Raw genomic sequence first — 22,449 nt, forward strand, 5'->3', positions numbered from 1 at the left:
TCCTTGACCCATCGAGCGCGCCGAAAATTGAAGGCCGGCCCGAGATGCGAATGCAAGGATGGTCGATGAAGGTTAAGTCGGACTTAACGTAAAAAGTTATCCTTGCCGATCCGTTGTCATGATTGGCAAAGCTGCCGGAAAATCAGTGCCATCGCTGCTTGTGCTTTCCGCCGGTGACCGTCCCGGCAGCGGATCGGTCCCGCCCTTCGCGTCGCCGAGCCGATTCCCGGCTGAGAGCCGTATCCGGCCGGATTGCTTTAGGCCGCTGCGCGGGTGACGGCGTCCACGACTTCGTCCACGACCTCGGCGACGAGATCACGGTCGTCCCCCTCGGCCATCACCCGGATCACGGGCTCGGTACCGGAGGGGCGGATCACGAGGCGGCCCGATTGGCCGAGCCGGTCCTTGGCATGGGCGATGGCGGTGACGACCGAATCCGCGCGCAGGGGCTCACCGGAGCGGAAGCGGACGTTCTTGAGGATCTGCGGCAGCGGCTCGAAGCAGTGGCACACCTCGCTCACGGGCAGGTTGCGGCGCTTGACGACGCTGAGGAGCTGAAGCGCGGCCACCAGCCCGTCGCCCGTGGTCGCGTAATCCGACATGATGATGTGGCCGGACTGTTCTCCGCCGAGATTGTAGCCGTGCTGGCGCATATGTTCGAGCACGTAGCGATCGCCGACGGCCGTGCGGGCGAGGGTGAGACCGATGCTGTTGATGTAGCGTTCGAGGCCGAGATTCGACATGATCGTCGCGACCAGTCCCGGTTGGGTCAGGCGCTCATCCTCCTGCCACGAGCGGGCCACGGCCGCCATGAGCTGGTCGCCATCGACCTTCTGGCCCTTCTCATCGACGATCAGCACACGGTCGGCGTCGCCATCGAGGGCGATCCCGACATCGGCGCGCAGCTCCCGCACCTTCTGCACGAGGGTTTCGGGCGCGGTCGAGCCGACATCCTGGTTGATGTTGAACCCGTCCGGCTCGACACCGATGGAGATCACTTCGGCGCCCAGTTCCCAAAGGGTTTCCGGCGCGACGCGGTAGGCCGCGCCGTTGGCGCAGTCGACGACAACCCGCAGACCGTCCAGGGTGACGTGGCGCGGGAGGGTGCGCTTGGCGAACTCGATGTAGCGGGCATGCACGCTCTCGATCCGCTTGGCGCGGCCGAGGTCGCGCGAAGCGGACAGGCGGTTGCGCATGTCGCCGTCGATCAGGCTCTCGATCTCGAGTTCGAGCTCGTCGTTGAGCTTGAAGCCGTCGGGCCCGAACAGCTTGATGCCGTTATCCTCGAAGGGGTTGTGCGAGGCCGAAATCATCACGCCGATATCGGCGCGCATCGAGCGGGTCAGCATGGCGACGGCGGGGGTCGGCATCGGCCCGAGCAGCAGCACGTCCATGCCGACGGAGGTGAAGCCTGCGACGAGCGCGGTCTCGATCATGTATCCCGAGAGGCGGGTATCCTTGCCGATCACGACGCGGTGGCGGTGGTCGCCGCGTTGGAAGATCACGCCCGCGGCCTGCCCGACCTTGAGAGCAAGTTCCGGTGTGATGATGCCGTTGGCCCGTCCACGGATGCCGTCGGTTCCGAAGTGTTTGCGCAACGTCGCTTCTCCGCACTCGGCGTGGTTCGCACCGCACCAGATTACCAGAATGGCACCCGGCCGGCAGAAAAGATCTCGGGTATCGTGAACCGGTTGCTCCGTGACAAAGGCGTTCGAAATGGGGCGGCCCGGCCGGTTTGGCCAGCGGCGCGTGCATCGTCCCGGACGTTGGATTCAGGCGGTGGCACGAGCCTGTTGTTTTTGCATGGCATTTTCCGAAAGCCGCAGGCTGCGCTATCGAAGAAGTTGCGGCAGGCCCGAGAGAAGCAGGGCGATGCCTGAGACGGTCAGAAGGCCGAGGACGAGCCGGCGAAACCCGGTCTCGCTCAAGCCGATATAGGCACGCGTGCCGATGATGGTCGGGATCAGCATGGCCGGCAGCACCACGAGGATCATCGGCAGCATGCTTCGTGTGACGATACCGGATGCGACGTAGACGGCCAGCGTGACGGCGAGCATCGATAGATTGAAGTTCTGGATGACGGCGCGCTGCACGTCACGCTCGTAGCCGCGGAGCGTGCACCAGAGTGTCGGCAGCGTTCCCGTGAACCCGCCGAGGCCTCCGAGAATGCCGCCGCCAAGTCCGACGGCAGCGTCGGCGATACGGCCGCCGACGGTGATGCGCGGTAGATCCTTCGACAGGAGCATCGCGGGGCACCAGAGCACGAGAACGGCTCCGAGGATCGTCTTGAACCAGTGCATGTCGAGATGCGGCAGCAGGAGCGTCCCGAGCGGGACACCGGCAAGGCCGCCGAGCACGAACGGTGCCAGGAGGCGGAGATCGAAGCCCCTGCGCATCGTGACCGCAGCAATGATCTGCCCCGTGAGCGCACCGGTCACCGCGAGGGCCGCTGCAAGCTGCGGGTCGATCACCCAGGCCCAGACCGACATGGCGACGAGGCCGAACGCGAAGCCCGACAGCCCTTGGACGAAGCCGGCGATGGCTGCGCCGAAGGCGACGATGAGATAGACCGAACTCGACATGCGCCGGGTCTTTTCACCCTTGTCTTGGGGCACGGCCTGCCGATGCGCTGCCGCGCGCGATGGCCATGAAAAAGGGGCGCCTCGCGGCGCCCCTTCTCCAGGTTCGATCCGGTGTTCAGCCCTGCGGTTGCGGGCTCGGCTCCAACCCGCCATCGCTGCCGCGCGGGCGGCCACGGCCGGTCGAGGGCACCGGCGAGCCGCGGGCCGGGGTCGGCGGCACGTCGCCCGAGTCGCGCACCGGCGGCTCGCCCTGGAGCAGCTTGCGGATCTCGTCGCCGGACAGGGTCTCGTATTCGAGAAGGCCCTGCGCCAGCGCCTCGAGATCGTCCTTGCGCTCTTCGAGGATGCGGCGCGCCTCCTCCAGGCCCGCTTCGACGAGACGGCGGACTTCCGCATCGATCTTCTGCGCGGTGGCCTCCGAGACCGTCTGCTGGCGGCCCATCGACATGCCGAGGAAGACCTCGTCGTTGTTGTCGCCGTAGGCCACGGTGCCGAGCTCCGGCGAGAAGCCCCAGCGCGTGACCATCATCTTGGCCAAGCGCGTCGCCTGCTCGATGTCGGACTGGGCGCCCGAGGTCACCTTGTCCTTGCCGAAGATCATCTCCTCGGCGATGCGGCCGCCCATCATGATCGCCAACCGCGAGGTCATCTGCTCGAACGACATCGACAGCTTGTCGCGCTCGGGCAACTGCATGACCATGCCGAGCGCCCGGCCGCGGGGAATGATCGTTGCCTTGTGGACGGGATCGGTGGCCGGGACGTTGAAGGCGACGATGGCGTGGCCGCCCTCGTGGTACGCGGTGAGCCGCTTCTCGTCCTCGGTCATGACGAGGGTACGCCGCTCGGCGCCCATCATGACCTTGTCCTTGGCATCCTCGAACTCATGCATCGTGACGATGCGCTTGCCGCGGCGTGCGGCCAGCAGCGCCGACTCGTTGACGAGGTTCATCAGGTCGGCACCCGAGAAGCCGGGGGTACCGCGGGCGATGACCTTGAGATCGACGTCGGGCGCCAGCGGCACCTTGCGGACGTGGACGCGCAGGATGCGCTCGCGGCCGGTGACGTCCGGGTTCGGCACCATGATCTGGCGGTCGAAGCGGCCGGGACGCAGCAGGGCCGGATCGAGCACGTCGGGGCGGTTGGTCGCCGCGATGATGATGACGCCCTCGTTGGCCTCGAACCCGTCCATCTCCACGAGGAGCTGGTTGAGGGTCTGCTCGCGCTCGTCGTTGCCGCCGCCGAGACCCGCGCCGCGGTGACGGCCGACCGCGTCGATCTCGTCGATGAAGATGATGCAGGGCGCGTTCTTCTTCGCCTGCTCGAACATGTCACGAACGCGGGACGCACCGACGCCGACGAACATCTCGACGAAGTCCGAACCGGAGATGGTGAAGAAGGGCACATTGGCTTCACCCGCAACCGCACGGGCGATCAGGGTCTTACCGGTGCCGGGCGGGCCGACGAGCAGCACGCCGCGCGGGATGCGGCCGCCGAGGCGCTGGAACTTCTGGGGATCGCGCAGGAATTCGACGATCTCCTGAAGGTCCTCCTTGGCCTCCTCGACGCCGGCCACGTCGTCGAACGAGACCCGTCCATGCGCTTCATTGAGGAGCTTGGCCTTAGACTTGCCGAACCCCATGGCGCGTCCGGCACCGGACTGCATCTGGCGCGAGAGGAAGATCCAGGCGCCGATGAACACGAGGATCGGCAACCAGCTCACAAGAAGCTGGATGAACCAGGGCGTGTTGTCGGAGGGCGGACGCGCCGTGATCTGCACGCCCTTGGCCTGGAGCTTCGAGACCAGGCCCGGGTCGTTCGGCGCGTAGCTCGAGAAGTTGCCGCCGCCTACATAGGTGCCGCTCACGTCCTGGCCGGAGATCGTGACGGACTGAATCTTGCCGGCGTCGGCATCGTTCAGGAGCTGGCTGTAGGCGATCTCGCTGCCGCCGCCACGGTGACCCGGGTTCTGGAACAGGGTCACGAGGGCGAGCACCAGCAGGAAGATGACGACCCACAGGGCGAAATTGCGGAAATTCGGGTTCATCGATCGGTCCTGGGAGGCGTGCGAGCGTCGTCCCGCAATGTCGCGGCATACCCCACGCACTCCGGGCCAATGTAGGCGGCGCCCCACCGGTTGCCAAGTAAATCGGATGCCCCTGCGTCGAGGGCGACCGCGTAACGTTAGCGGCGGCGATCCGGTGCCCTGCGCGGCGGCGCCGCGACAAGGCGGATTGTCCCCTCCCCTTCCGCCTCGATCAGGACCCCGCGGAGGGTGCGGCGCAACGCCCTCCTCTCGGTCAGAGCCGGCAGCAGCGCATCGAGCACCAGCGCTTCGAGCCGTTCCAGGCGCTTCGGAACGGGTGCTTCGTGAGCCGGCGCGACCGTGTCGAGAGCCGCGTCGATGACGCGCACGACGATGGCGCATGGCTCGCGACACAGGCGCTGCCCGTCGAGACGCAGCCCACCATCGTCCGTGCGCGTGATCTCCGACAGGACAACCTCGGCACGCTGCCTCAGCGCCGTGTCGTCCCGCCGAGCGCGAACGGCAAGGCGGGCCAGCCGCGCCGCATTCAGGCCTTCCTCCGCAAGGAGCGGCAAGAGGCGGCGCAACCGGGCTCGGGTGAAGCGCTCATCCGTGTTGGAGGGATCGCACAGGAACGGGAGCCGGTGCATCTCGCAATAGGCCACCAGATCGACCTTCGAGAGGCTCAAGAAGGGCCGCACCAGCCGGATGCCCGGTGCCAGGGGGCGCTCGTCCCGCATCCCGGCGAGTCCGGAGGGCCCACTTCCGGCGATGAGCCGCATCAGCACGGTCTCGGCCTGATCGTCCAGTGTATGCGCGGTGAGAACGAGCCCCGCGCCGATCCCTGCGGCATGATCGGTCAGGAGCCTGTAGCGGGCGCTGCGCGCCGAGGCCTGGATACGGCTGCCACGTCGCGGCGCGTCCCAGGTCAGAATCGTGTGGACAAGGCCGAGTTCGGCGGCCAGGCGCCCAACCCCGAGCGCCTCATCGGCCGAACTTGGCCGGAGGGCGTGGTCCACCGTGGCGACGCGGAACCGGTCCTTCCCCACCCGGGCGGCCGCGTGCATCAGTGCCGTGGAATCGGGTCCGCCCGAGACCGCAATCAGTGCCGGGCCAGCGGGTTCGTTGAGGAATGGTGCGAGGGCGCGGTCGAGCCGGTCGTCGAGGGACGCGGGCGCTGCGCTCAAGCGGCGCAGCGGGCGCGCTTCTGCTCCCGCTCGACGCCTAGGCGCACGGTGGCGCCGGCGCTCGGAAACTTGCGCTCGACCTCGGCCAGCGTGGCGCAGGCCTGGGCCTTCGCGCCGAGCGCATGCAAGGAGGTGCCGAGCTTCAGCATCGCCTCAGGGGCGACGGGCGAATTCGCGTAGTCAGTCGAGACCTTCAGGAACTGCTCGGCGGCCTCGCGGGAGCGGCTGCGCTGGAGATAGCTTTCACCGAGCCAGTAGGTCGCCTTCGGCACCAGCCGGTCGCGCGGATGCGATTGGATGAACTGACGCAGGCTCATCTCGGCCTGCTCGTATTGGCGCTCGCGAATGAGAGCGTAAGCGACCTCGAAATCGGCCTGCGCGTCGCCGCTGCCGGTGGCGGCGATGCTGGCGCTCCCGACGGGTGCTTCGAGCGGCGCAATCGACCCGGTGCGCGCGGGCGGCGGCGAGAGGTCCACCGGACCGCCGAAGCCGGGCGGCGGCAGATCTCCGTCCTCCGACGAATCGGAATCCGCCTCCACCACCGTCGGGGCGACAGAGCGGCGCTGGGGTGCCTCCGCCTCGGCGATGGCGCCGGTCGGCAAGGGCAGCGAGGGCTGCGTCGTCCCGAGTGGCTTCGGGGCGCCCGGCGCATTCGGGTTCTGCTCCGGATCGAAGGCATCGCTGCGCTTACCGGGCCGGCCCTCACCCGGATTGGTGCCATAGGGGGCGGCCGAGGGCGGGGGTGCTGCGGACGCCGGTGCCTTGCGGGTGGGCGCGGCGGCGCTCCCCTTCCCTTCTTGGAAGCGGAACTCGACATCCTCCTGGAACTTCCGAAGCTGTTCCTTGAGCTGCCGGTTCTCGTACTGGAGCGTCTCGATCTGTCCCGAGAGCTGCCGGGACACGTTCTCGAGACGGTTGAGACGCACCACGAGCTCCGACGCGTCCTGTGCCTGCGCGCCGCAGAGCACCGCTGGTGCGATCGCGAAACCGAGTCCGAGGGTCAGGAGGAGGCGGCGGAACATGGCGGCTGGCACCGATCGGTCTTCTGGTTCGCGGCCGACGTCGTGTCCTTCCCGAACCCTCCGCTGCGCCGTCGCGGCCGGAGCGGCGACGGTCGACGACCGAAGGTTCGATGAGACACGCTTACCCGATAGCAGATGGCCCGGTCGGCCGCAAAACCGGGCCCGCACCCGTCTCAGGAGCCGGCGCCGCCGTCCAGAACGCTGACGGAGCGGCGGTTCTGCGACCAGCAGGAGATGTCGTTGCAAACCGCCACCGGGCGCTCCTTGCCGTAGGACACCGTCCGCATCCGCGAGGCCGAGATGCCGCGGGAGGCGAGGTAATCCTGCACCGTCTGTGCCCGGCGGGCGCCGAGGGAGTAGTTGTACTCTCGCGTGCCGCGCTCGTCGGCATGGCCCTCAATGAGGAAGCTGTAACGCGGGTACCGCTGGAGCCACGATGCCTGCTTGTCGAGGGTCGCGGTCGCGGTCGGGGTGAGATCGGTCGAGTCGGATTCGAAGAATACCCGGTCGCCGATATTCACCACGAAATCCTGGGCGCTGCCGGGGCGGGCCGCGCCTCCGGCGCCGCCGGCACCGAAGCCGGACGCATCGGCAAGATCGCTGTCCTTGCTGCAGGCCCCGAGGCCGAGTGCGGCGCAAAGTGCCAGCGTCAGGGAAAGCCCACGGAAACGCGCGGGTGTCGACATCGTCACTCTCCTCACGGCCGAGCCGTGCCGGTTGTCCTGCCGGTGCCCGCTCCAATCGTCTGGCGAAAGGGGCCGGCTCCGAATCTCAGTTTGAAGGCGCTCCCGATGACCGGACACGGATCCGTGTCGGCCCCAAGCGTTTCATGCCGAATAGTGTAGCCGCGGATGGTTAAGTGTCTCTCACGGAAGCACCCGCACCGCTGTCTGTCCGCGAGACGGGCCGGACGGCGGCTGCGCCGCCGCGACCGCATCGACCGACGACCGATCCAAGCTCGACCGCAGCGACCTCAGTGTTCTGCTCAAGATTGCGGCGGGCCGTGGGCGCGAGAGGAAACGGCTCCGCTTTGACGATTGACGTTGCGGTGCGGCAACAGAAGCGGTGTCACACGCCGCGCAACGTCGCGATCGCGTTCCGTGCCTGGCGGGCGGCGTCAACCGCGGCGCCCAGCGGCGCCGCGATCTCTGCGCCGCTCAGACAGGCCTGCTCCAGAGCTGCACAGGCGCCCGACAGACGGCTGAAGGAGAGCGCACCGCTCGACGAGACGAGGATGTGTGCGTCGCTGGCAAGCCGCGACGCTTCACGGGCGGGCGGATCGAGGCGGATCGCGATCTCGTGGTCGAGGACTTCGAGCAGCTCCATGAGGCGGGTGCGGCCGAACAGATCCTCCAACTCCGCCAGCGCGTCGGCATCGAAGGCTGGTGCCTGGGCGGGACGCTGCGCGTCAGGCTCATTCATTCCATTGCTCAGCTTTGCGAAAACTTGCTATGCGGCGGTGGAGTTAATGATGCATTAACTGTTCCGCCATGTGATGGGCGCGCCGCAAACTGGATAAGGGCCATGCCTTCCGCCCCGACCGTGCTCATCGTCGAGGACAATTACCTGCTACTTGAGATGCTGACTCGGCTTTGCGAGCGCGAGGGCATGCGCGTTCTCGCAGCGTCGAGCGGCGAGGCGGCGCTGACGACGTTGCGGGACGGGGGCGAGGCCATCGATTGGCTGCTCACCGACATTCTCCTCCCTGGTCTGATCGACGGCTGGACCGTGGCTGCCGCCTATCGCGAGCGTCATCCGAGGCGGCCGGTCGTCTACGCCTCGACCGCGGCGCAGATCGAGAGCCGCACGGTTCCCGGGAGTATCTATATCCGTAAGCCGTTCCAGGCCCGGGAGATCGTGGAACTGGCAAGCGTCATGGCTGCGTCGCGCGGCGTCGGAGACGCGCGCCGCGTCGCCGGCTGAGTGGGTTCCGACAAGACCACTGCGCCGCCGTTGTCGCGAGAACGGAAGCGGTTGGAAGTCGGGCGATTGGGGCGGCATGCCCATCCCGTCCGCGCTGAATCGATCTACGCCGCACCGAAGAGCGAGCAGATCTCCGGATCCTTCTCCCAAGCCTCGACCCGCGCATTGGTGAGGTCCTCCGACCGCTGCCGCGCGTAGAGGGCAAAGCTCTCGGCCACGAAATCCGGCAGATCGAGCAGGCGCGGCGCGGCGCGGCGGCCGTCGCCCTTGAACAGCGTCGAGCCCGCCACGCCGTAGCGTTCGGCAATACCCGGCAGGACGGGCCAGACCGGCTCGGACGTCAGCGCATCGGGGGCGTAGGTGTGGACTGGGATGTCGAGCGGGTCGCAGCCGGTCTCGCGGGCGAGGCGCCGGGCGATGTCGCCCAGCACGTGCAGGTGCGGGTGGTTGATGACGTGCATGAACACGCCGCCGCGGCTCCACAGCGCGAATTCCCGCTCCAGGCCGAACCCGACGTCGCGGGCGGTGCGCAGCAGGTAGTCCGCGCTCGCCTGCCACAGGTCGAAGTAGCCGAGCCGCTCGAAGACGGCACCGGTATAGAGCCGCAGGGTCGCCTCGACGCTCAGGCCCTGGCGGAAGCCGTGGAGCGCGATCGCCGAGTGATACGGCCCGATCGGCGAGGCGACGAGACGAGACAGCCTCAGGCTCGCTTCGTCGCCGACATGGATGAGATCGGGATGGAAGCCGGAAAACAGGATCGTTGGAAACAGCCGCAGCCCCGGCACGCGTTCGGCGAGCCCGTGGACGTTGCCGCCCGCGACGAAGCCCGTGGGAAAGAAATGCGAGAAGACGTGATCGGCATCCCCGAGATGGTGTGCCAGCCGGTCGAGATGCCCGAACCGTCGGCCGAGCCCGGCGACGAGAAGCGTCTCGACCGCGGCGCCCGGCAGCAACAACCGCAGCGCCTGCGCGATGCCGGCCGCCTGACAATTGCCGATCACCGCGATCCGCGGGCGGCCGGCCGGTCGCCGCCACGGTCTCGCCCAGGATCGCGGGGAGAACGGCTGCGCCGCGAAGGCCCGGACGGCCGGGGCGAGCGGTTTGAAAAGGGCGGGGAGCGGGGCCAAGCGGCGCGCGGCCTCTCGCGGGCATGCGTGCAGGATCGGATCAGGCGATGAACCCTTACCGCGATCTACCGGCCGAGCGCTTCTGGCGCAAGGCGGTGGCGGGCGTGCCGCCCTTCGCCCTCGATCCGGGTCCGCGCGGGACCTTTCGCATCGCCCGCACCGATCGGGTCGCGACCGCCGGCTCCTGCTTTGCACAACGCGTCTCGCAGGCGCTGGTCCGTGGCGGATTCCGCTACCACGTCACGGAAACCGCACCCGAAGGGTTGAGCGAGGCCGAGGCGACCGCGCGTCAGTTCGGCACCTTCTCGGCGCGTTACGGCAATCTCTACGGCCCGCGCCAGTTCGTGCAGCTCTTCGACCGGGCTTTCGGCGCCTTCGATCCACAGCTCAAGGCATGGCAGCGGGACGACGGACGCTTCGTCGATCCGTTCCGCCCGACCATCGAACCCGATGGCTTCGCCGACGAGGCCGCGGTGATCGAAGCCCGTGAAACCCATCTCGCCCGGGTGCGTGACCTTTTCGAGAGCCTCGACGTGCTGGTCGTGACGCTCGGCCTTACCGAGGGCTGGCGTTGCCGTGCCGACGGGGCGGCGCTTTCCCTCGCGCCGGGGGTCGCGGGCGGGCAGTTCGATCCGCAGGAGGTCGCCTTCGTCAATGCGGGCACGGCCGAGGTGATCGCCGACGTCAACGGGTTTCTCGATCGGCTCTGGAGCGTGAATGGGCGTGCGCGGGTCATCCTCACCGTCTCGCCGGTGCCGCTGATCGCGACCTATTGCGATCAACACGTTCTCGTCGCGAACGCACACTCGAAGGCGGTGCTGCGGGCCGCCGCCGGGGAGGTCTGCGAACGCAACGATCCGCGCCTCGTTTACTTCCCGTCCTACGAGATCATCACGAGCCACACCAATGGCGGGCGCTACTACGAGGAAGACCAGCGCGGCATCGCCGAGGCCGGCGTCGCCCACGTGATGCGCGCCTTCATGGCGAGCTTCGCCCCCGGTTCGGCCGAGAAGCCGCAGCCGCAGCCCTCCCACGACAGCCAAGCGGAGTTCGCCGGCACCGCAGGCGTCATCTGCGACGAGGAGACGATCGAGCGCAGCCTCGCCTGATAAGTGTCTCTCACAAAACTCCCGCCGCGCTGTCATCGCCAGAACGAGAACGGTTAGAGACCGGGGGGTTTGCGAGGCACTCTAAGCGTTCCGCTCGATCCGAGGGGGGAAGCGTAACGCTCCGCCCGCGCGACGCGCGAGGAGTCGACCCATCCTGCAGGCCCGACGGGATCCCGCCGAGGCCCAAATCCGCCATCCCAATCCGCCATCCCGAGGGGATCAACCGGATTTGAGAGGAAAGGAGGCTACTTGAGGTGGGCGAAGTAGACGTCGCCCGCGGCCTGCTTTAACTCGGCCCCGGCCTCGCGGCCGATCGCGTCCGCGTCCGCCGCCAATCCCTCCCGATGGACCGCCCAGTGGCGGCTGCCATCCGGCAGGAACAGCAAGCCGTCGAGGCTGATGCGATCCCCCCTCACCTGCGCCAGGGCCGCGATGGGTGTGCGGCACGAGCCGTCGAGTTCGGCAAGCAGCCCGCGTTCCGCGTCGAGCGCCGTCGTCGTGGTGGCGCAGGCGACGGGCGCCAACAGCGCCCGGATCGCGTCGTCGCCGGCCCGGCACTCGATGCCGAGTGCGCCTTGTGCCACGGCCGGGAGCATCTCTTCCACCGACAGCACGCTGCGGGCGATATCCGCCATCCCGAGGCGCTGCAGGCCGGCGAGCGCCAGCAAGGTGGCGTCGCACTCCCCCGCCTCCAGCTTGCGCATCCGGGTATTGGCATTGCCACGCAGCGGCACGATGGTGAGATCGGGCCGGTGCATCAGCACCTGTGCTCCGCGCCTGAGCGAAGAGGTGCCGACCCGTGCGCCGGAGGGCAGATCGGCCAGACCGTTGGCCCCATTCGCGCTGAGGAAGGCGTCGCGCGGGTCGTCGCGTTCCAGGATGCAGGCGATGGCGAGCCCGTCGGGAAGCCACGTTTCCACGTCCTTCATCGAGTGAACGGCGACATCGATCTCGTCGGCAAACAGGGCTTGTTCGAGTTCCTTGGTGAACAGGCCCTTGCCGCCGATCTCGGAGAGCGGCCGGTCGAGCACGCGGTCGGCCACGGTCGAGACGACGATGATTTCCGTCTCCAATCCCGGATTGGCCGCCACGATCCGATCGCGGACCATGCCGGTCTGGGCCAGCGCCATCGGGCTGCCGCGGGTTCCGATTCTCAAGGCGCGCGAAAGGCTCATGCTTGCGCTTTACCCGAGACGATGCCGCCCGTCACGCGCTGGCGCGCATGTAAGGCTGTGCGGGACGCGAGATCCCGGCGGCACTTTGTCGGAAAACTTTTCCGAGGGGGCTGGACACGCCATCCGGTCGTTGCTAATCCGCCGCCACCGAACGGGATTGGTGGCCCGGCGGTCCAGCCTCCTCACCGAGGCTTCGGGCGCATAGCTCAGTTGGTAGAGCAGCTGACTCTTAATCAGCGGGTCCTAGGTTCGAACCCTAGTGCGCCCACCAAACATTCCAAGCACTGAGCCGATACCTCAGACGCCATTTCGATATGACGTCAGCGGCTCATCTCGACAAACCCTCCCGCTTCAATCTCGACTCCAGCCGCTTGCGCGCCCTCGGGGCGCTGTGCGACGGAGGTCGGGTGACCGCTCAGCGTGCGCAACGGCGCGTCGGTCAAGCCGGCCTCGACGTTGCCGCCGTGGCGCAGGTCCATCAACGTCACCTCCGGGCCGATGCCGAGATCGTCCAGCGGACGGGCATCCGCGTCGGGCAGATCGTCCTTGTCCGCAAAGGACCGTTCGCGGGCTTCCCGGCGATCGTCGATGCGATACTGCCGAACGACTCGGTGTGCGTGGCCACGAGCCCTTTCGGAGGCGCCTCAAATCTTTCGCTTGCACCTACAAAAGTTTAAGCGATCCAATGTCCCCAAAAGATAGCAAGCCCCAAAGTCGATTGAATTTTTATAATATGATATTTGACGGAGATGATTTAAATATTGAAATTTCATACGCTCTAAATCTATCAAGTCTTACCCCCAAAGTGCGTCTGCGAAAAGTTTGCTGCACGGTTGATATTTTGCATTCGGGGCCGTGCAGCGAAGGCTCAAGCCATGCCCGCGATCAATGGAACCAATCAGGCAGATACCCTCCTCGGCACGGATGACGACGACATCATCGACGGGCGAGGCGGAAACGACAGCCTCACCGGCGGTGCCGGAAACGATACTTTGTACGGAGGATCCGGCGAGGATCGCCTCGATGGTGGCGATGGCGTCGATGTCCTTTGGGGAGGCAGTGGGCGCGACACGTTGATCGGTGGTAGCGGCGACCTTCTGTACGGAGAAGGCGGCAACGACCATTTCGTTCTGCTGACACCGGGACCGCGCGGCCCCTTGGACAAGATCGAAGCCTTCGGCGGCACTGGCGACGATAGCTTCACGGGGTCGGGATACTACAGCTTCCGCTTGGCCCTGCATGGCGACGCCGGTCGTGACAGCTTCAGCTTCGACTTCCTTCAGGCGAGCCACCTCGAGGGTGGAGACGGTGGGGACACGTTCGACATCAACACGATGTCGAGCGGCACGCTGTCGGGCGACGGTGGCAACGACAGCATGAGAATCGGCAGTGCGCTTGGTACGATCCATGGCGGCGACGGCAACGATACGATCTCGATCGGGTCTGCCAAATCCACGGCATACGTCTACGGCGATGCCGGAAACGACACCATTTCGGTCAATGTCGGGCGCGCCGTCGTCGATGGCGGCGAGGGCAACGATCACCTGACGGGCGGCTACGATCGCTACGTGTCGAGTCAGTTCTACGGAGGGGCGGGGAACGACGTGATCGCCAGTCGCGGGCATAACATCCTCGACGGCGGCGATGGTCGCGACACGCTGGAGAGCGGCGCCTATCAGAATGTGATGACCGGGGGCGCGGGAGCGGATCGCTTCGTCTACGGCGATCTCGTTCAACTGGATATGATGGGCGCCGACACCATCACCGACTTCTCGGTCGCGTCCAGGGACAAGCTGGACCTGTCGGGGTTGCTCGCCAGGGTCGGGGCGTCGGCCGACCCCTTCGGCGATGGGTGGCTATCGCTCGCCGTGGTCGACGGGTCCACGGAAGTTCTGTTCGACAAGGATGGCGATGCAGATAACTTACAGACGCTTGTCGTCCTTCAGGGTATCGATATCACGCATCAACGGGACGTCGCATTGATCCTGTGAGTGCAGCCATTGCTGATGCGCAGCGCAGCTGTATGAAACCGCGCCAACGTCTGCGTTTTTGTTGTAATTTCCCGCCTGGGATCGATGTTGAGCCGCGACGGAGACGGGTTGTACGGCTTCTCCACCTTGGAGGCTGATCCTATAGAGCGTGCCCTTAGTGCCTCTCGCAAAATTCCCTCGGCGCCGTCCTCGCCAAAGCGAGAACGGTCAGAGATCGGGGATTCTGTAAGGCACTCTCAGTGGACAGGGGCTTCAGGAAACCTGCAGCCTACCGGCTCCCGAAGCCGGTCTGTTCGCGCTCGATAGCCTTCAGGGCGCTTTCGTAGGCCTTGGCCTCGCTGGGGAAGGCTCGGTCAGACCGCTCGGTCAGCTTCCCGTGCTTCCTGAGGGCCCATCCGAACTGGCCCTCGGGCTTCGTCAGCGGCTCGATGGTGATTGAGTAGGGGTGCGGCACTTCGTTGGTCATGGATGTCATATGCCATGCGGATCGCCCAGCCACTAGAGCCGTATCCGACCTGATTGCATCAGGCCGGCGTCTCTAGCTCATTGTTTTGACGCGCATTCTTTCGACGAACCGGTCACCACTTCGTCGGAATGCGCGCTAGCGCCGCCGTTGGTAGACCATGGCTCCGGCAGGCTCATACGCTCCGGCCGTCGGGCGAAGCCAACCGGACGCCGGGATGCTTTGACCGACTCGTTCCAGCGGAAGGTGATGCGGTCGGTGCCGCTGGCGTTGACCGTGTCCTGTGCGGTCATGGCGTGGAAGCGGCTGTCTGTCTTTGCTCGAAAACGAGAATCGTCAGACGCCGCAATTCGTCCAGGCGTCGACAGACCCTCAGCCGAGAAAGAGCGGCTCACACTTGCTCCAGAGCCATCCCGAATGTGGCTGCTGCCGTCGATAGACCGCCGTCGGGGCAGTCCGCATTTTGTTCAAAGGCCGAGGGCTAAGCCGTCACTGCGCGGATCGTGGGCGCCGATGAAGCGGCCGTCATCTTCGATTCGGATCGCGCCCGGATGGCCGGCCAGGGGGCTCTGGGCGGGGATGGGGCTGATCTCGTGCCCTCGTGCCTTCAGCTCTTCGAACACGGCCTGACCCGCATCGAGTTCGAGCTTCAGGCTGTCGCGGCTGTCCGAGAACGTCTTGCCCAGAAGGAACCGAGGGCGTGCGAGGGCGGTGAGCGGATCCATCCCGTAATCGATCAGGCGCGTCAGCACCGCCGACAAGGTCTGTGGTTGCCCATCTGCGCCCTGCGTTCCGTACAGCAACGTCGGACGGCCGTTCTTGAAATACATGCCGGGATTGAGCGTGTGGAACGGGCGCTTTCCGGGGCGCAGCACGTTGATGCTGTTGGCGTCCACGCCGAAGGATGCGCCGCGATTGTGCCAAAGGATGCCGGTATCGCCCGCGACGACGCCGCTTCCCCAATCGAAATAGACCGTCTGCAGCAGGCTGACACAGTTGCCGTCCCGGTCGGCGGCTCCGATGAAGACGGTATCACCGGTCTTGAAGAGATAGGGCCAGGGCGCGGCCGTGCGCGAATCGATGCTCCGGGCCTGCGCATCGAGGTGCGAGGCCGAGAGGAGCCGCTCGACGGGCACATCGACGAAATCGGGATCGGCGATGAAGCGATTGCGGTCGATGAAGGCCAGTTTCACGGCCTCGACGAGGAGGTGGTAGTAATCGGCGCTGCCTTCGGGAATGGAAGCCACGTCGAAGCGGTCGAGAACGCCCATGATCTCCAGGGTGGTGAGGCCCTGTGTCGGCGGGCGCAGGCTGATGAGCTCCCCGCCCCGGTAGGGCACGCGCAGCGCGCTCTCGTTGCGCGCACGGCAGCGGGCAAGGTCGTCCGCCGTCAGGGGCGAGCCCGCCTGTTGCAGGCCGCGCGCGATCCGGCGGGCCAGCTCGCCCTCGTAGAAGTCGCGGCCGCCATTCTCCGCAAGCGTCGTGAGCGTGCGGGCGAGCTCGGGCTGCCGAAAAGTCTCCCCCGCCTCCAAGATGCGGCCTTCGGCGGTGAACACGCGCACGACATCGGGCCAGTTGCCGATCTCCTTGGCCCGGAAGTTCGCCCAGAAGCGTTGCGACGGCGTCAGGGGAAAGCCGTCCGATGCGTAGGCGATGGCGCGCTGGAACAGTCCTTTCCAGGATTGCCGCCCACCCCAGGCCCGCTGGCTGTAGGTGAAGGCTTGCTCCCAGGTATCAACGGCGCCCGCGGCGGTGATCGCCGAACCGGGTCCGCGCAGCGGGATCGGCTGGCCGTCCTCCGGCGGCGTCGCCGCCGCCTGGCCGATGCCGGACAGGGTGAAGCTGGCGCCGTTGCGGTCGCTGACGATCATGAACGCGTCACCGCCCAGACCGCAGAAATGCGGGTAGGTCACGCAGAGGGTGGCGTTGATGGCGATTGCCGCCTCGATGGCGTTGCCGCCCGCCCGCAGCACCTCCCGTCCGACCTCGCTGGCGAGTTCGTGCGGGCTCGTCACCATGCCCTGACGGGACTGGGCGAGGGCGCCGCGGGGGGCGCTCGCTTCGGCGAAGAGACGGCTCGGCATGGTCGTCGCTCCCAGAGCAGCCGCAGAGGTCAGGAGAAGTGCGCGCCGAGAGGCGGTCAGCGCGGGATGGTGAAGGTTTTCGCTAAGATCCATGGCGGCGTCTCCGGGGCTTCCGCTTGGGCCGAGCGAGAGACCGTCGCCCGGTGATGCCTGAGACCGGCCGCACGGTGCCGCTATTCCGGCAACTCGGCGGCGTGCGCCGCGATCGCGCCGGCCGTGGTAAGCCAGACCGTGTCGCGATGCCCGGCGATCCGTTCGAGAGCCTGCCGCAGGGGGCGTAAGCGGTGGGGCTGGCCGACGATGTAGGGATGCAAGGCGATGCCCATGACGAGCGGCGCGCGGCGCGACTGCTCCAGCATCTCCTCGAAGGCATCGGTGATGGCCTCGGCGAAGGCGCGCCCCGTGTCCTTGCGGGCGACGATCGCGGGGATGTCGTTGAGTTCCTGCGGATAGGGCACCGAGAGGATGCGCCCGCCGTTCCGCGTCGCGAACCACGTCGGCTGGTCGTCGTGGCACCAGTCGAGCAGGTAGCGGTAACCCGCCTCCGCCAGCAGATCCGGCGTGACCCGCGACTGCGAGATCCAGGGGCCGAGCCAGCCCGCGGGCGCCCTGCCCTCCTCCCGCGTCAGAACCGCGGTCGCCTCGGCGATCAGCGCCCGCTCCTCGGCCTCGGAGAGGGTGCCCTGCCGTTCGGAATTGCTGCGCCCGTGCCCGACGATCTCGTCGCCGCGGGCGCGGAAGGCTTCGATCAAGCCCGGGCACTCCCGGTAGATCCGGCTGTTGACGAGGATGCTCGCCGGCATCTGCAACGCGTCGAGCATGTCGCGGATGCGCCATGCGCCGACCCGGTTGCCCCAATCGCGCCAGGCATAGTTCAGCACGTCCGGCTGCGGCCCGCCCGGCGCCAACTCGGCGCCGAGGCCGGCGCCGAAGTCGAAGGTTTCGAGGTTGAGCGCGAGGTAAACCGCGAGGCGTTTTCCACCCGGCCAGTCGTAGACCGGGCGGTCCGGCAGGGCGGAATAGGCGTAGCGGCCATGGCCGGCAGGGGGCGGCGCCGATGTCGTCACGGGAAGGGTCTCGATCCTGTCGTTGTGGGACGCGTGCACCGTCACGCCGCCCCGAGATAGGCGGCCTCGAGGGCCTCGTCCGCCTTGAGCTCCGCTGCCGTACCCTCCGCGGCGACGCGCCCCTGTTCCAGGACGTAGCCGCGGTCGGCCACGGTCAGCGCCAGCGCGGCCATCTGATCGACGATGAGGATCGTCGTGCCCTGGTCTCGCAGCTCGGCCACGGTCGCGTAGAGGCTGTTGATGATCGCCGGGGCGAGGCCGAGGGAGGGCTCGTCGAGCAGGAGGATACGCGGATGCGCCATCATCCCGCGCGCGATCGCCAGCATCTGCTGCTCCCCGCCCGAGAGCAGGCCGGCGCGGCTGCCCGCCCGCTCGCGCAGGCGCGGGAACCGGTCGAGCAGCGCCTCGACTTCGGCCGGATCGACCCGGCCGCCGCGGCTCCAGGCGCCGAGGCGGATGTTCTCGACGACGGTGAGCTCGGGAAAGACTTGGCGCCCTTCCGGCACCAGGGCGAGGCCGAGCCGCGCGATCCTGTGCGCCGGCAGCGCCGCGACGGGCGTGTCCGCCAGGACCACCGAGCCCTCGACCGGGCGCAGCAGGCCCGCGAGCGAGCGCATCACCGTCGACTTGCCGGCCCCGTTCGAGCCCAGCAAAGCCACGGTCTCGCCCGGCCGCACCGCGAGGGCGATGCCGTCGAGGACGGGCGCGGCGCCGTAGCCCGCGCGCAGGCCGTGGGCGGAGAGGACCGCGTCGGCCGGACCGCTCCAGGGCGCGGACCGCGGCCGGGCCGGGGTCTCGGCGGCCCCGAGATAGGCCCGCAGCACGGCGGGGTCCCGGCGCACCTCGGCGGGCGTGCCGCGGGCGATCGGGCGGCCCGCATCCATGACGAGGATGCGGTCGGACACGCCCATCACCAGGGGCATGTCGTGCTCGACCAGGATCACCGCGATGCCGCAGGCCGCGATCCGGCGCAGCAGCGCGCCGACGCGGTCGGTCTCGGCCCGGGCGAGGCCGGCGGCCGGCTCGTCGAGGAGCAGCACGAGCGGGGATCCGGCGAGCGCCCGGGCGATCTCCACCAGCCGCCGGTCGACATGCGGCAGTTCGGAGGCCGGACGGTCGAGTTCGCCGGCATAGCCGACGAAGGCGAGCAGGGCCGCCGCATCCTGCCGGTCCCGCGCTTGCGCCCGGCGTAGCAGACGCCCAGGGGTGCGGGCGAGGATCACGTTCTCGATGACGCTGAGCGAGCCGAACAGCCGGGTCGTCTGGTAGGTGCGGGCGATGCCGGCGCGGGCGATGGCGTGGGCCGGCTTCCCGCTAAGTTCGCGCGCTCCGAGGCGGATCGTACCGGCGCTTGGGCGGTAGAAGCCCGAGATCATGTTGAGGACGGTGGTCTTGCCGGCGCCGTTCGGGCCGATGACGCTGGTAATGGCACCGGGGCGCGCGTCGAAGGCGACGCCGTCCGCTGCCCGGATCCCGCCGAAGGCGATGCCGAGCCCCTCGACGGCGAGCGGCACGCCCCCGGTCCGCTGCAGGAAGTCCGGTGCCTCGGCTCCCGGCTCCGCGCGCGTTCCGCCACCCCGCGGTAGGAGACGACTGAGGCTGCCGACGATGCCCGCCGGCACGAGCCAGAGCACCACGAGGGTGGTCAGGCCGAAGAACAGTAGCCGGTACTCGGCGAGCCCGGCGAGCGCCTCGGGCAGGAGCACCGTCACCCCCGCGCCGAACAGGGGCCCGAGCACGGTGCCGGCCCCACCGACCACCACCGCGAGGACGAACAGGATCGACTGCGTGAACGGGAACGAACTTGGCGCGATGAACAGCATGAGCGGCGGCAGCACCGCACCCGCGAGCCCGGTCAGCGCCGCCGAGATCGCGAAGGCGGCGGTCTTCACCCGGACCGGATCGAAGCCCAGCGAGGCGGCGGCGACATCGGCGTCGCGCACCGCGCGCAAAGCCTGGCCGAGACGGGCATGGCGGAGCCGGTGGAAGCCGTACAGGCTGAGACCCGCGCCGATCACCGCGAGCCACGCGAGGTCGCGTTCGCCGAGGGGAAGGCCGAACAGGTTCGGGCCGGTGGCGACCACGAGGCCGTTCTGCCCGCCGGTGAGTTCCCCGCCCTCGATCAGCGCGTGCTCGACGAGGAAGCCGAACGCGATCGTCACCATGGCGAGGTAGGGCCCGCGTACCCGCATCGCCGGCACGGCGAGCGCTGCGCCGACGAGGGCGGAGAGCCCGGCCGCGGCGGGAAGCGCCAGCCAGAAGCTCACGCCCTTGAGCGTCAGGATCGCGCTCGCATAGGCGCCGAGCGCGTAGAACCCGGCATGGCCGAACGAGATCAGCCCCCCGAGTCCGAGCAAGACGTTGAGGCCGGTTCCGGCCACCACCGTGAGTGCCACGAGGGCGATGACGAAGTGGCTGTAGCCGCTCGTCGCGGCGACGAGTGCGAGGCCCGCGAGCGTCAGGGCCAGGATGGCGAGCGGCATCGCGGCCGGCGCCCGGAGAAGCGAGCGCATGGTCAGACCTTGTTGACGGCGGCGCGGCCGAGCAGCCCGTTCGGGCGGAGCGCCAGCGCGAGGATGATGACCGAGAAGACGACGATCTGGGTCGCACCGGAGCCGAGCGTGGCGGTGACGCCGGCCTCCACGAGGCCGTAGAGGAGGCCTGCCAGCACCACGCCGGTGGCCGAACCGATCCCGCCCAGGATCGCCACCGCGAAGGCCTTGATCCCGAACAGCGCGCCCATCTCGGCCGAGACGGAGAAGAGCGGCGCGATCAGCAGCCCCGCGGCGCCCGCGAGCACGGCGGAGAGCGCGAAGGCACAGGCCACGGTGCGGGCGACGTCGATGCCCATCAGCCGCGCGGCTTCAGAATTCTGCGCCACCGCCAGCAGCACCCGGCCGAGTTCCGTGCCGCGGAACACCGCGCGGATCGCGACCGCTGCCGCGACGCCGACTACGGGGATCAGGAGCTGGAGCGGGTAGACGCCCGCGCCCAGAACCTGCACGGGCGCCGCGACCAGCGCCGAGGGCAGGCTGCGCGGCTCCTTGCCGAAGGTGAACAAGAGGACGTTGTCGAGGATGATGCCGCCGGCCACCGTCGCCAGGAGCCAGGCATCGGAGCCGCGCACCACGAAGGGGCGCACCAGCAGGCGCTCGACGGCGAGGCCGAGCCCTGCGCAGCCGGCCAGAGACGCGGCGACCGCCAGCGGCATCGGCCAGCCGAGCTGAACCGCGAAGGTGTAGCCCAGCACCGCCCCGAGGGTGACGGCGCTCCCTTGCGCGAAGTTCACGGTGCCGGAGACCGCGAAGGTGATGTGGAAGCCGAGCGCCACCAGCCCGTACATGCTGCCGAGGCCGAGCCCGCTGACGAGGGTGCTGGTCAGCATGGTGACATCCCCTGCCCTCTTCCGGGAAGGCGGCTCCGGACGCCGTTCACTTGGTCACCGCGACGATCTCGCCATTCTTGAAGCTTGCGAAGATGAAGTCGTCCGGCCTCAAGGCGTCGTGCTGGCCCGGTGCGAACGGCGCCTCGTAGGTCTTGATCAGTCCGGAATAGGGCGCGACCTTGTAGAAGCCGTCGCGCACCTTCGGCCCCTCGGTGGCGCCGGCCGCCTGGATCGCCAGGGCGATCAGGTGGGTGGCGTCGTAGGCGTTGGCGATGCCGACGGCGGGGGTGACGTCGGCCATGGACTTGATCGCCGGGTACTTCGCCTTGAGCGCGTCGAGTACCGCCTTCGCCTTTGGGCTGTCGTTGCCGGCGAAGGTGAAGGTCTGGACGAAGTGCACCCGCGCCGCGCCGGGGCCCGCGAGTTCGTCGAAGCGCCCGCCCGCCGGTCCCCAATGGGAGATCACCGGCACGGTCCAGCCCATCCGGTCGAGGGACTTCACCACCTGGGCCGACGGGCCGACATTGCCGACGAGGAACAATGCGTCGGCCCCGGCCTCGCGCAGCCGGGAGAGCTGCGGGACCATGTCGATGTCGTTGGCCTCGTACTTCTCGATGCCGGCGCTGGGCAGGCCCGCGGCCTTCAGCGCCGCGACCAGCCCCTGTTGGTTCGACTCGCCCCAGGCGTTGTTGACGAGGATCGCGCCGGGCTTCTTCGCCCCGTAGGTCTTCACCGCGTAGGCGACGAGGGCCTCGTCCACGAGCGCGTCGACCGCCGAGACCCGGAAGACGTAGTTGTCGGCCGCGCCGTTGCGGGTGATGCCGGTGCCCGCCGCCCAGGGCCCGACGAAGGGCACCTTCATCTGGTTGGCGATCGGCACGATCGCCATCGAGACAGGGGTGTCGAGCCCGCCGATCAGCGCGACGACACCGGCACGCTGGATCAGCTCGCGGGCGGCAAGCACGCCCTTGGACGGGTTGGCCTCGTCGTCGCGGGCAACCAGTTCCAGCGGCCGGCCGAGGACGCCGCCGTTGCGGTTGATCTCTTCGATCGCCAGCCCGATCCCGCGGGAGATCGCCTCGCCGGATTTTGCCGATTGGCCGCTGAGCGCGGTGACGAGACCGATCTTCACCGGCTCGGCGGCCCGGACGGCACCGATGCTCGTGACGCCCGCCAAAAGGCCGCCGAGGATGAGACGCCGTGCGAGGGATCGAGCGAGCTTGTGGCGTTGGGGCATGGCGATCCGGCTCCGTATGCGGTCGACCAAAGACCGCAACGGGCGTGCCAGATGAAAGGCGCTTGTTTCTACTC

General features: G+C 68.1%; 20 protein-coding genes and 1 tRNA gene. 4 read left to right on the plus strand and 17 right to left on the minus strand.

What is annotated here, in order from left to right; translation table 11 throughout:
* Nucleotides 1–257: 257 nt before the first annotated feature.
* The 7 genes from glmM to Y590_RS23995 all read right to left on the minus strand — a co-directional run bounded on the left by glmM (nt 258) and on the right by Y590_RS23995 (nt 8,236).
* The gene (glmM, locus tag Y590_RS23965) at nt 258–1,598 is read right to left on the minus strand and encodes a phosphoglucosamine mutase (protein WP_060772049.1); all 1,341 of its coding nucleotides are present in this window, start codon (nt 1,596–1,598) and stop codon (nt 258–260) included.
* A gap of 234 nt (nt 1,599–1,832) precedes the next feature.
* Nucleotides 1,833–2,582 carry a sulfite exporter TauE/SafE family protein gene (locus Y590_RS23970; protein WP_060772050.1) on the minus strand — a complete coding sequence of 250 codons (750 nt, stop codon included), beginning with the start codon at nt 2,580–2,582 and terminating at the stop codon, nt 1,833–1,835.
* A gap of 115 nt (nt 2,583–2,697) precedes the next feature.
* Complete coding sequence (ftsH, locus tag Y590_RS23975) at nt 2,698–4,626, minus strand: ATP-dependent zinc metalloprotease FtsH (protein ID WP_060772051.1); 1,929 nt, start codon at nt 4,624–4,626, stop codon at nt 2,698–2,700.
* 137 nt (nt 4,627–4,763) lie between these two features.
* Nucleotides 4,764–5,792, minus strand: a complete 1,029-nt coding sequence (gene tilS, locus Y590_RS23980) for a tRNA lysidine(34) synthetase TilS (RefSeq protein ID WP_060772052.1) — start codon at nt 5,790–5,792, stop codon at nt 4,764–4,766.
* The gene (gene ybgF / locus Y590_RS23985) at nt 5,789–6,814 is read right to left on the minus strand and encodes a tol-pal system protein YbgF (protein ID WP_060772053.1); all 1,026 of its coding nucleotides are present in this window, start codon (nt 6,812–6,814) and stop codon (nt 5,789–5,791) included. Before ybgF ends, tilS begins: the two co-directional genes overlap by 4 nt.
* A gap of 173 nt (nt 6,815–6,987) precedes the next feature.
* Nucleotides 6,988–7,500 (minus strand): peptidoglycan-associated lipoprotein Pal, encoded by a 513-nt coding sequence (gene pal, locus Y590_RS23990; protein ID WP_056116883.1) that lies wholly within the window; start codon nt 7,498–7,500, stop codon nt 6,988–6,990.
* Nucleotides 7,501–7,882: 382 nt separating this feature from the next.
* Complete coding sequence (locus tag Y590_RS23995; RefSeq protein WP_060772054.1) at nt 7,883–8,236, minus strand: Hpt domain-containing protein; 354 nt, start codon at nt 8,234–8,236, stop codon at nt 7,883–7,885.
* A gap of 102 nt (nt 8,237–8,338) precedes the next feature.
* On the opposite strand from Y590_RS23995, the gene Y590_RS24000 reads away from it, so the two are divergent.
* Nucleotides 8,339–8,737 carry a response regulator gene (locus Y590_RS24000; RefSeq protein WP_060772055.1) on the plus strand — a complete coding sequence of 133 codons (399 nt, stop codon included), beginning with the start codon at nt 8,339–8,341 and terminating at the stop codon, nt 8,735–8,737.
* 104 nt (nt 8,738–8,841) lie between these two features.
* Here the strand turns inward: Y590_RS24000 and Y590_RS24005 are convergent, their stop codons facing one another.
* Nucleotides 8,842–9,864: a WcbI family polysaccharide biosynthesis putative acetyltransferase gene (locus tag Y590_RS24005; protein ID WP_060772056.1), complete on the minus strand. Its 1,023-nt coding sequence runs from the start codon at nt 9,862–9,864 to the stop codon at nt 8,842–8,844.
* A 47-nt stretch (nt 9,865–9,911) separates the two neighbouring features.
* Here Y590_RS24005 and Y590_RS24010 point away from each other — a divergent pair, with 47 nt between their 5' ends.
* Complete coding sequence (locus tag Y590_RS24010) at nt 9,912–10,973, plus strand: GSCFA domain-containing protein (protein ID WP_060772057.1); 1,062 nt, start codon at nt 9,912–9,914, stop codon at nt 10,971–10,973.
* A gap of 245 nt (nt 10,974–11,218) precedes the next feature.
* Here the strand turns inward: Y590_RS24010 and hemC are convergent, their stop codons facing one another.
* Nucleotides 11,219–12,148 carry a hydroxymethylbilane synthase gene (gene hemC / locus Y590_RS24015; RefSeq protein WP_060772058.1) on the minus strand — a complete coding sequence of 310 codons (930 nt, stop codon included), beginning with the start codon at nt 12,146–12,148 and terminating at the stop codon, nt 11,219–11,221.
* Nucleotides 12,149–12,343: 195 nt separating this feature from the next.
* On the opposite strand from hemC, the gene Y590_RS24020 reads away from it, so the two are divergent.
* Nucleotides 12,344–12,419, plus strand: a tRNA-Lys gene (locus Y590_RS24020).
* A gap of 49 nt (nt 12,420–12,468) precedes the next feature.
* On the opposite strand, the gene Y590_RS26855 is transcribed toward Y590_RS24020, so the two are convergent.
* Complete coding sequence (locus Y590_RS26855; protein ID WP_158509762.1) at nt 12,469–12,627, minus strand: hypothetical protein; 159 nt, start codon at nt 12,625–12,627, stop codon at nt 12,469–12,471.
* A 396-nt stretch (nt 12,628–13,023) separates the two neighbouring features.
* On the opposite strand from Y590_RS26855, the gene Y590_RS24030 reads away from it, so the two are divergent.
* The gene (locus tag Y590_RS24030; RefSeq protein WP_060772060.1) at nt 13,024–14,139 is read left to right on the plus strand and encodes a calcium-binding protein; all 1,116 of its coding nucleotides are present in this window, start codon (nt 13,024–13,026) and stop codon (nt 14,137–14,139) included.
* A 268-nt stretch (nt 14,140–14,407) separates the two neighbouring features.
* On the opposite strand, the gene Y590_RS24035 is transcribed toward Y590_RS24030, so the two are convergent.
* The 7 genes from Y590_RS24035 to Y590_RS24060 all read right to left on the minus strand — a co-directional run bounded on the left by Y590_RS24035 (nt 14,408) and on the right by Y590_RS24060 (nt 22,375).
* On the minus strand, nt 14,408–14,605 hold the full coding sequence (locus Y590_RS24035) for a hypothetical protein (RefSeq protein WP_060772443.1): 198 nt from the start codon (nt 14,603–14,605) through the stop codon (nt 14,408–14,410).
* 77 nt (nt 14,606–14,682) lie between these two features.
* Nucleotides 14,683–14,997, minus strand: a complete 315-nt coding sequence (locus Y590_RS26720) for a hypothetical protein (RefSeq protein ID WP_144440049.1) — start codon at nt 14,995–14,997, stop codon at nt 14,683–14,685.
* A 72-nt stretch (nt 14,998–15,069) separates the two neighbouring features.
* The gene (gene ggt / locus Y590_RS24040; RefSeq protein WP_201026757.1) at nt 15,070–16,686 is read right to left on the minus strand and encodes a gamma-glutamyltransferase; all 1,617 of its coding nucleotides are present in this window, start codon (nt 16,684–16,686) and stop codon (nt 15,070–15,072) included.
* Between the two features lie 173 nt (nt 16,687–16,859).
* Nucleotides 16,860–17,753, minus strand: coding sequence for a polysaccharide deacetylase family protein (locus Y590_RS24045; protein WP_201026758.1), 894 nt, complete (start codon nt 17,751–17,753; stop codon nt 16,860–16,862).
* A 41-nt stretch (nt 17,754–17,794) separates the two neighbouring features.
* Entirely contained in the window at nt 17,795–20,266 is a 2,472-nt protein-coding gene (locus Y590_RS24050; RefSeq protein ID WP_060772063.1) for a branched-chain amino acid ABC transporter ATP-binding protein/permease, read from the minus strand.
* A gap of 2 nt (nt 20,267–20,268) precedes the next feature.
* On the minus strand, nt 20,269–21,138 hold the full coding sequence (locus Y590_RS24055) for a branched-chain amino acid ABC transporter permease (protein WP_060772064.1): 870 nt from the start codon (nt 21,136–21,138) through the stop codon (nt 20,269–20,271).
* Between the two features lie 46 nt (nt 21,139–21,184).
* The gene (locus Y590_RS24060) at nt 21,185–22,375 is read right to left on the minus strand and encodes an ABC transporter substrate-binding protein (protein WP_060772065.1); all 1,191 of its coding nucleotides are present in this window, start codon (nt 22,373–22,375) and stop codon (nt 21,185–21,187) included.
* Nucleotides 22,376–22,449: the final 74 nt, after the last annotated feature.

Source organism: Methylobacterium sp. AMS5 (assembly GCF_001542815.1).
Classification (GTDB): Bacteria; Pseudomonadota; Alphaproteobacteria; order Rhizobiales; family Beijerinckiaceae; genus Methylobacterium.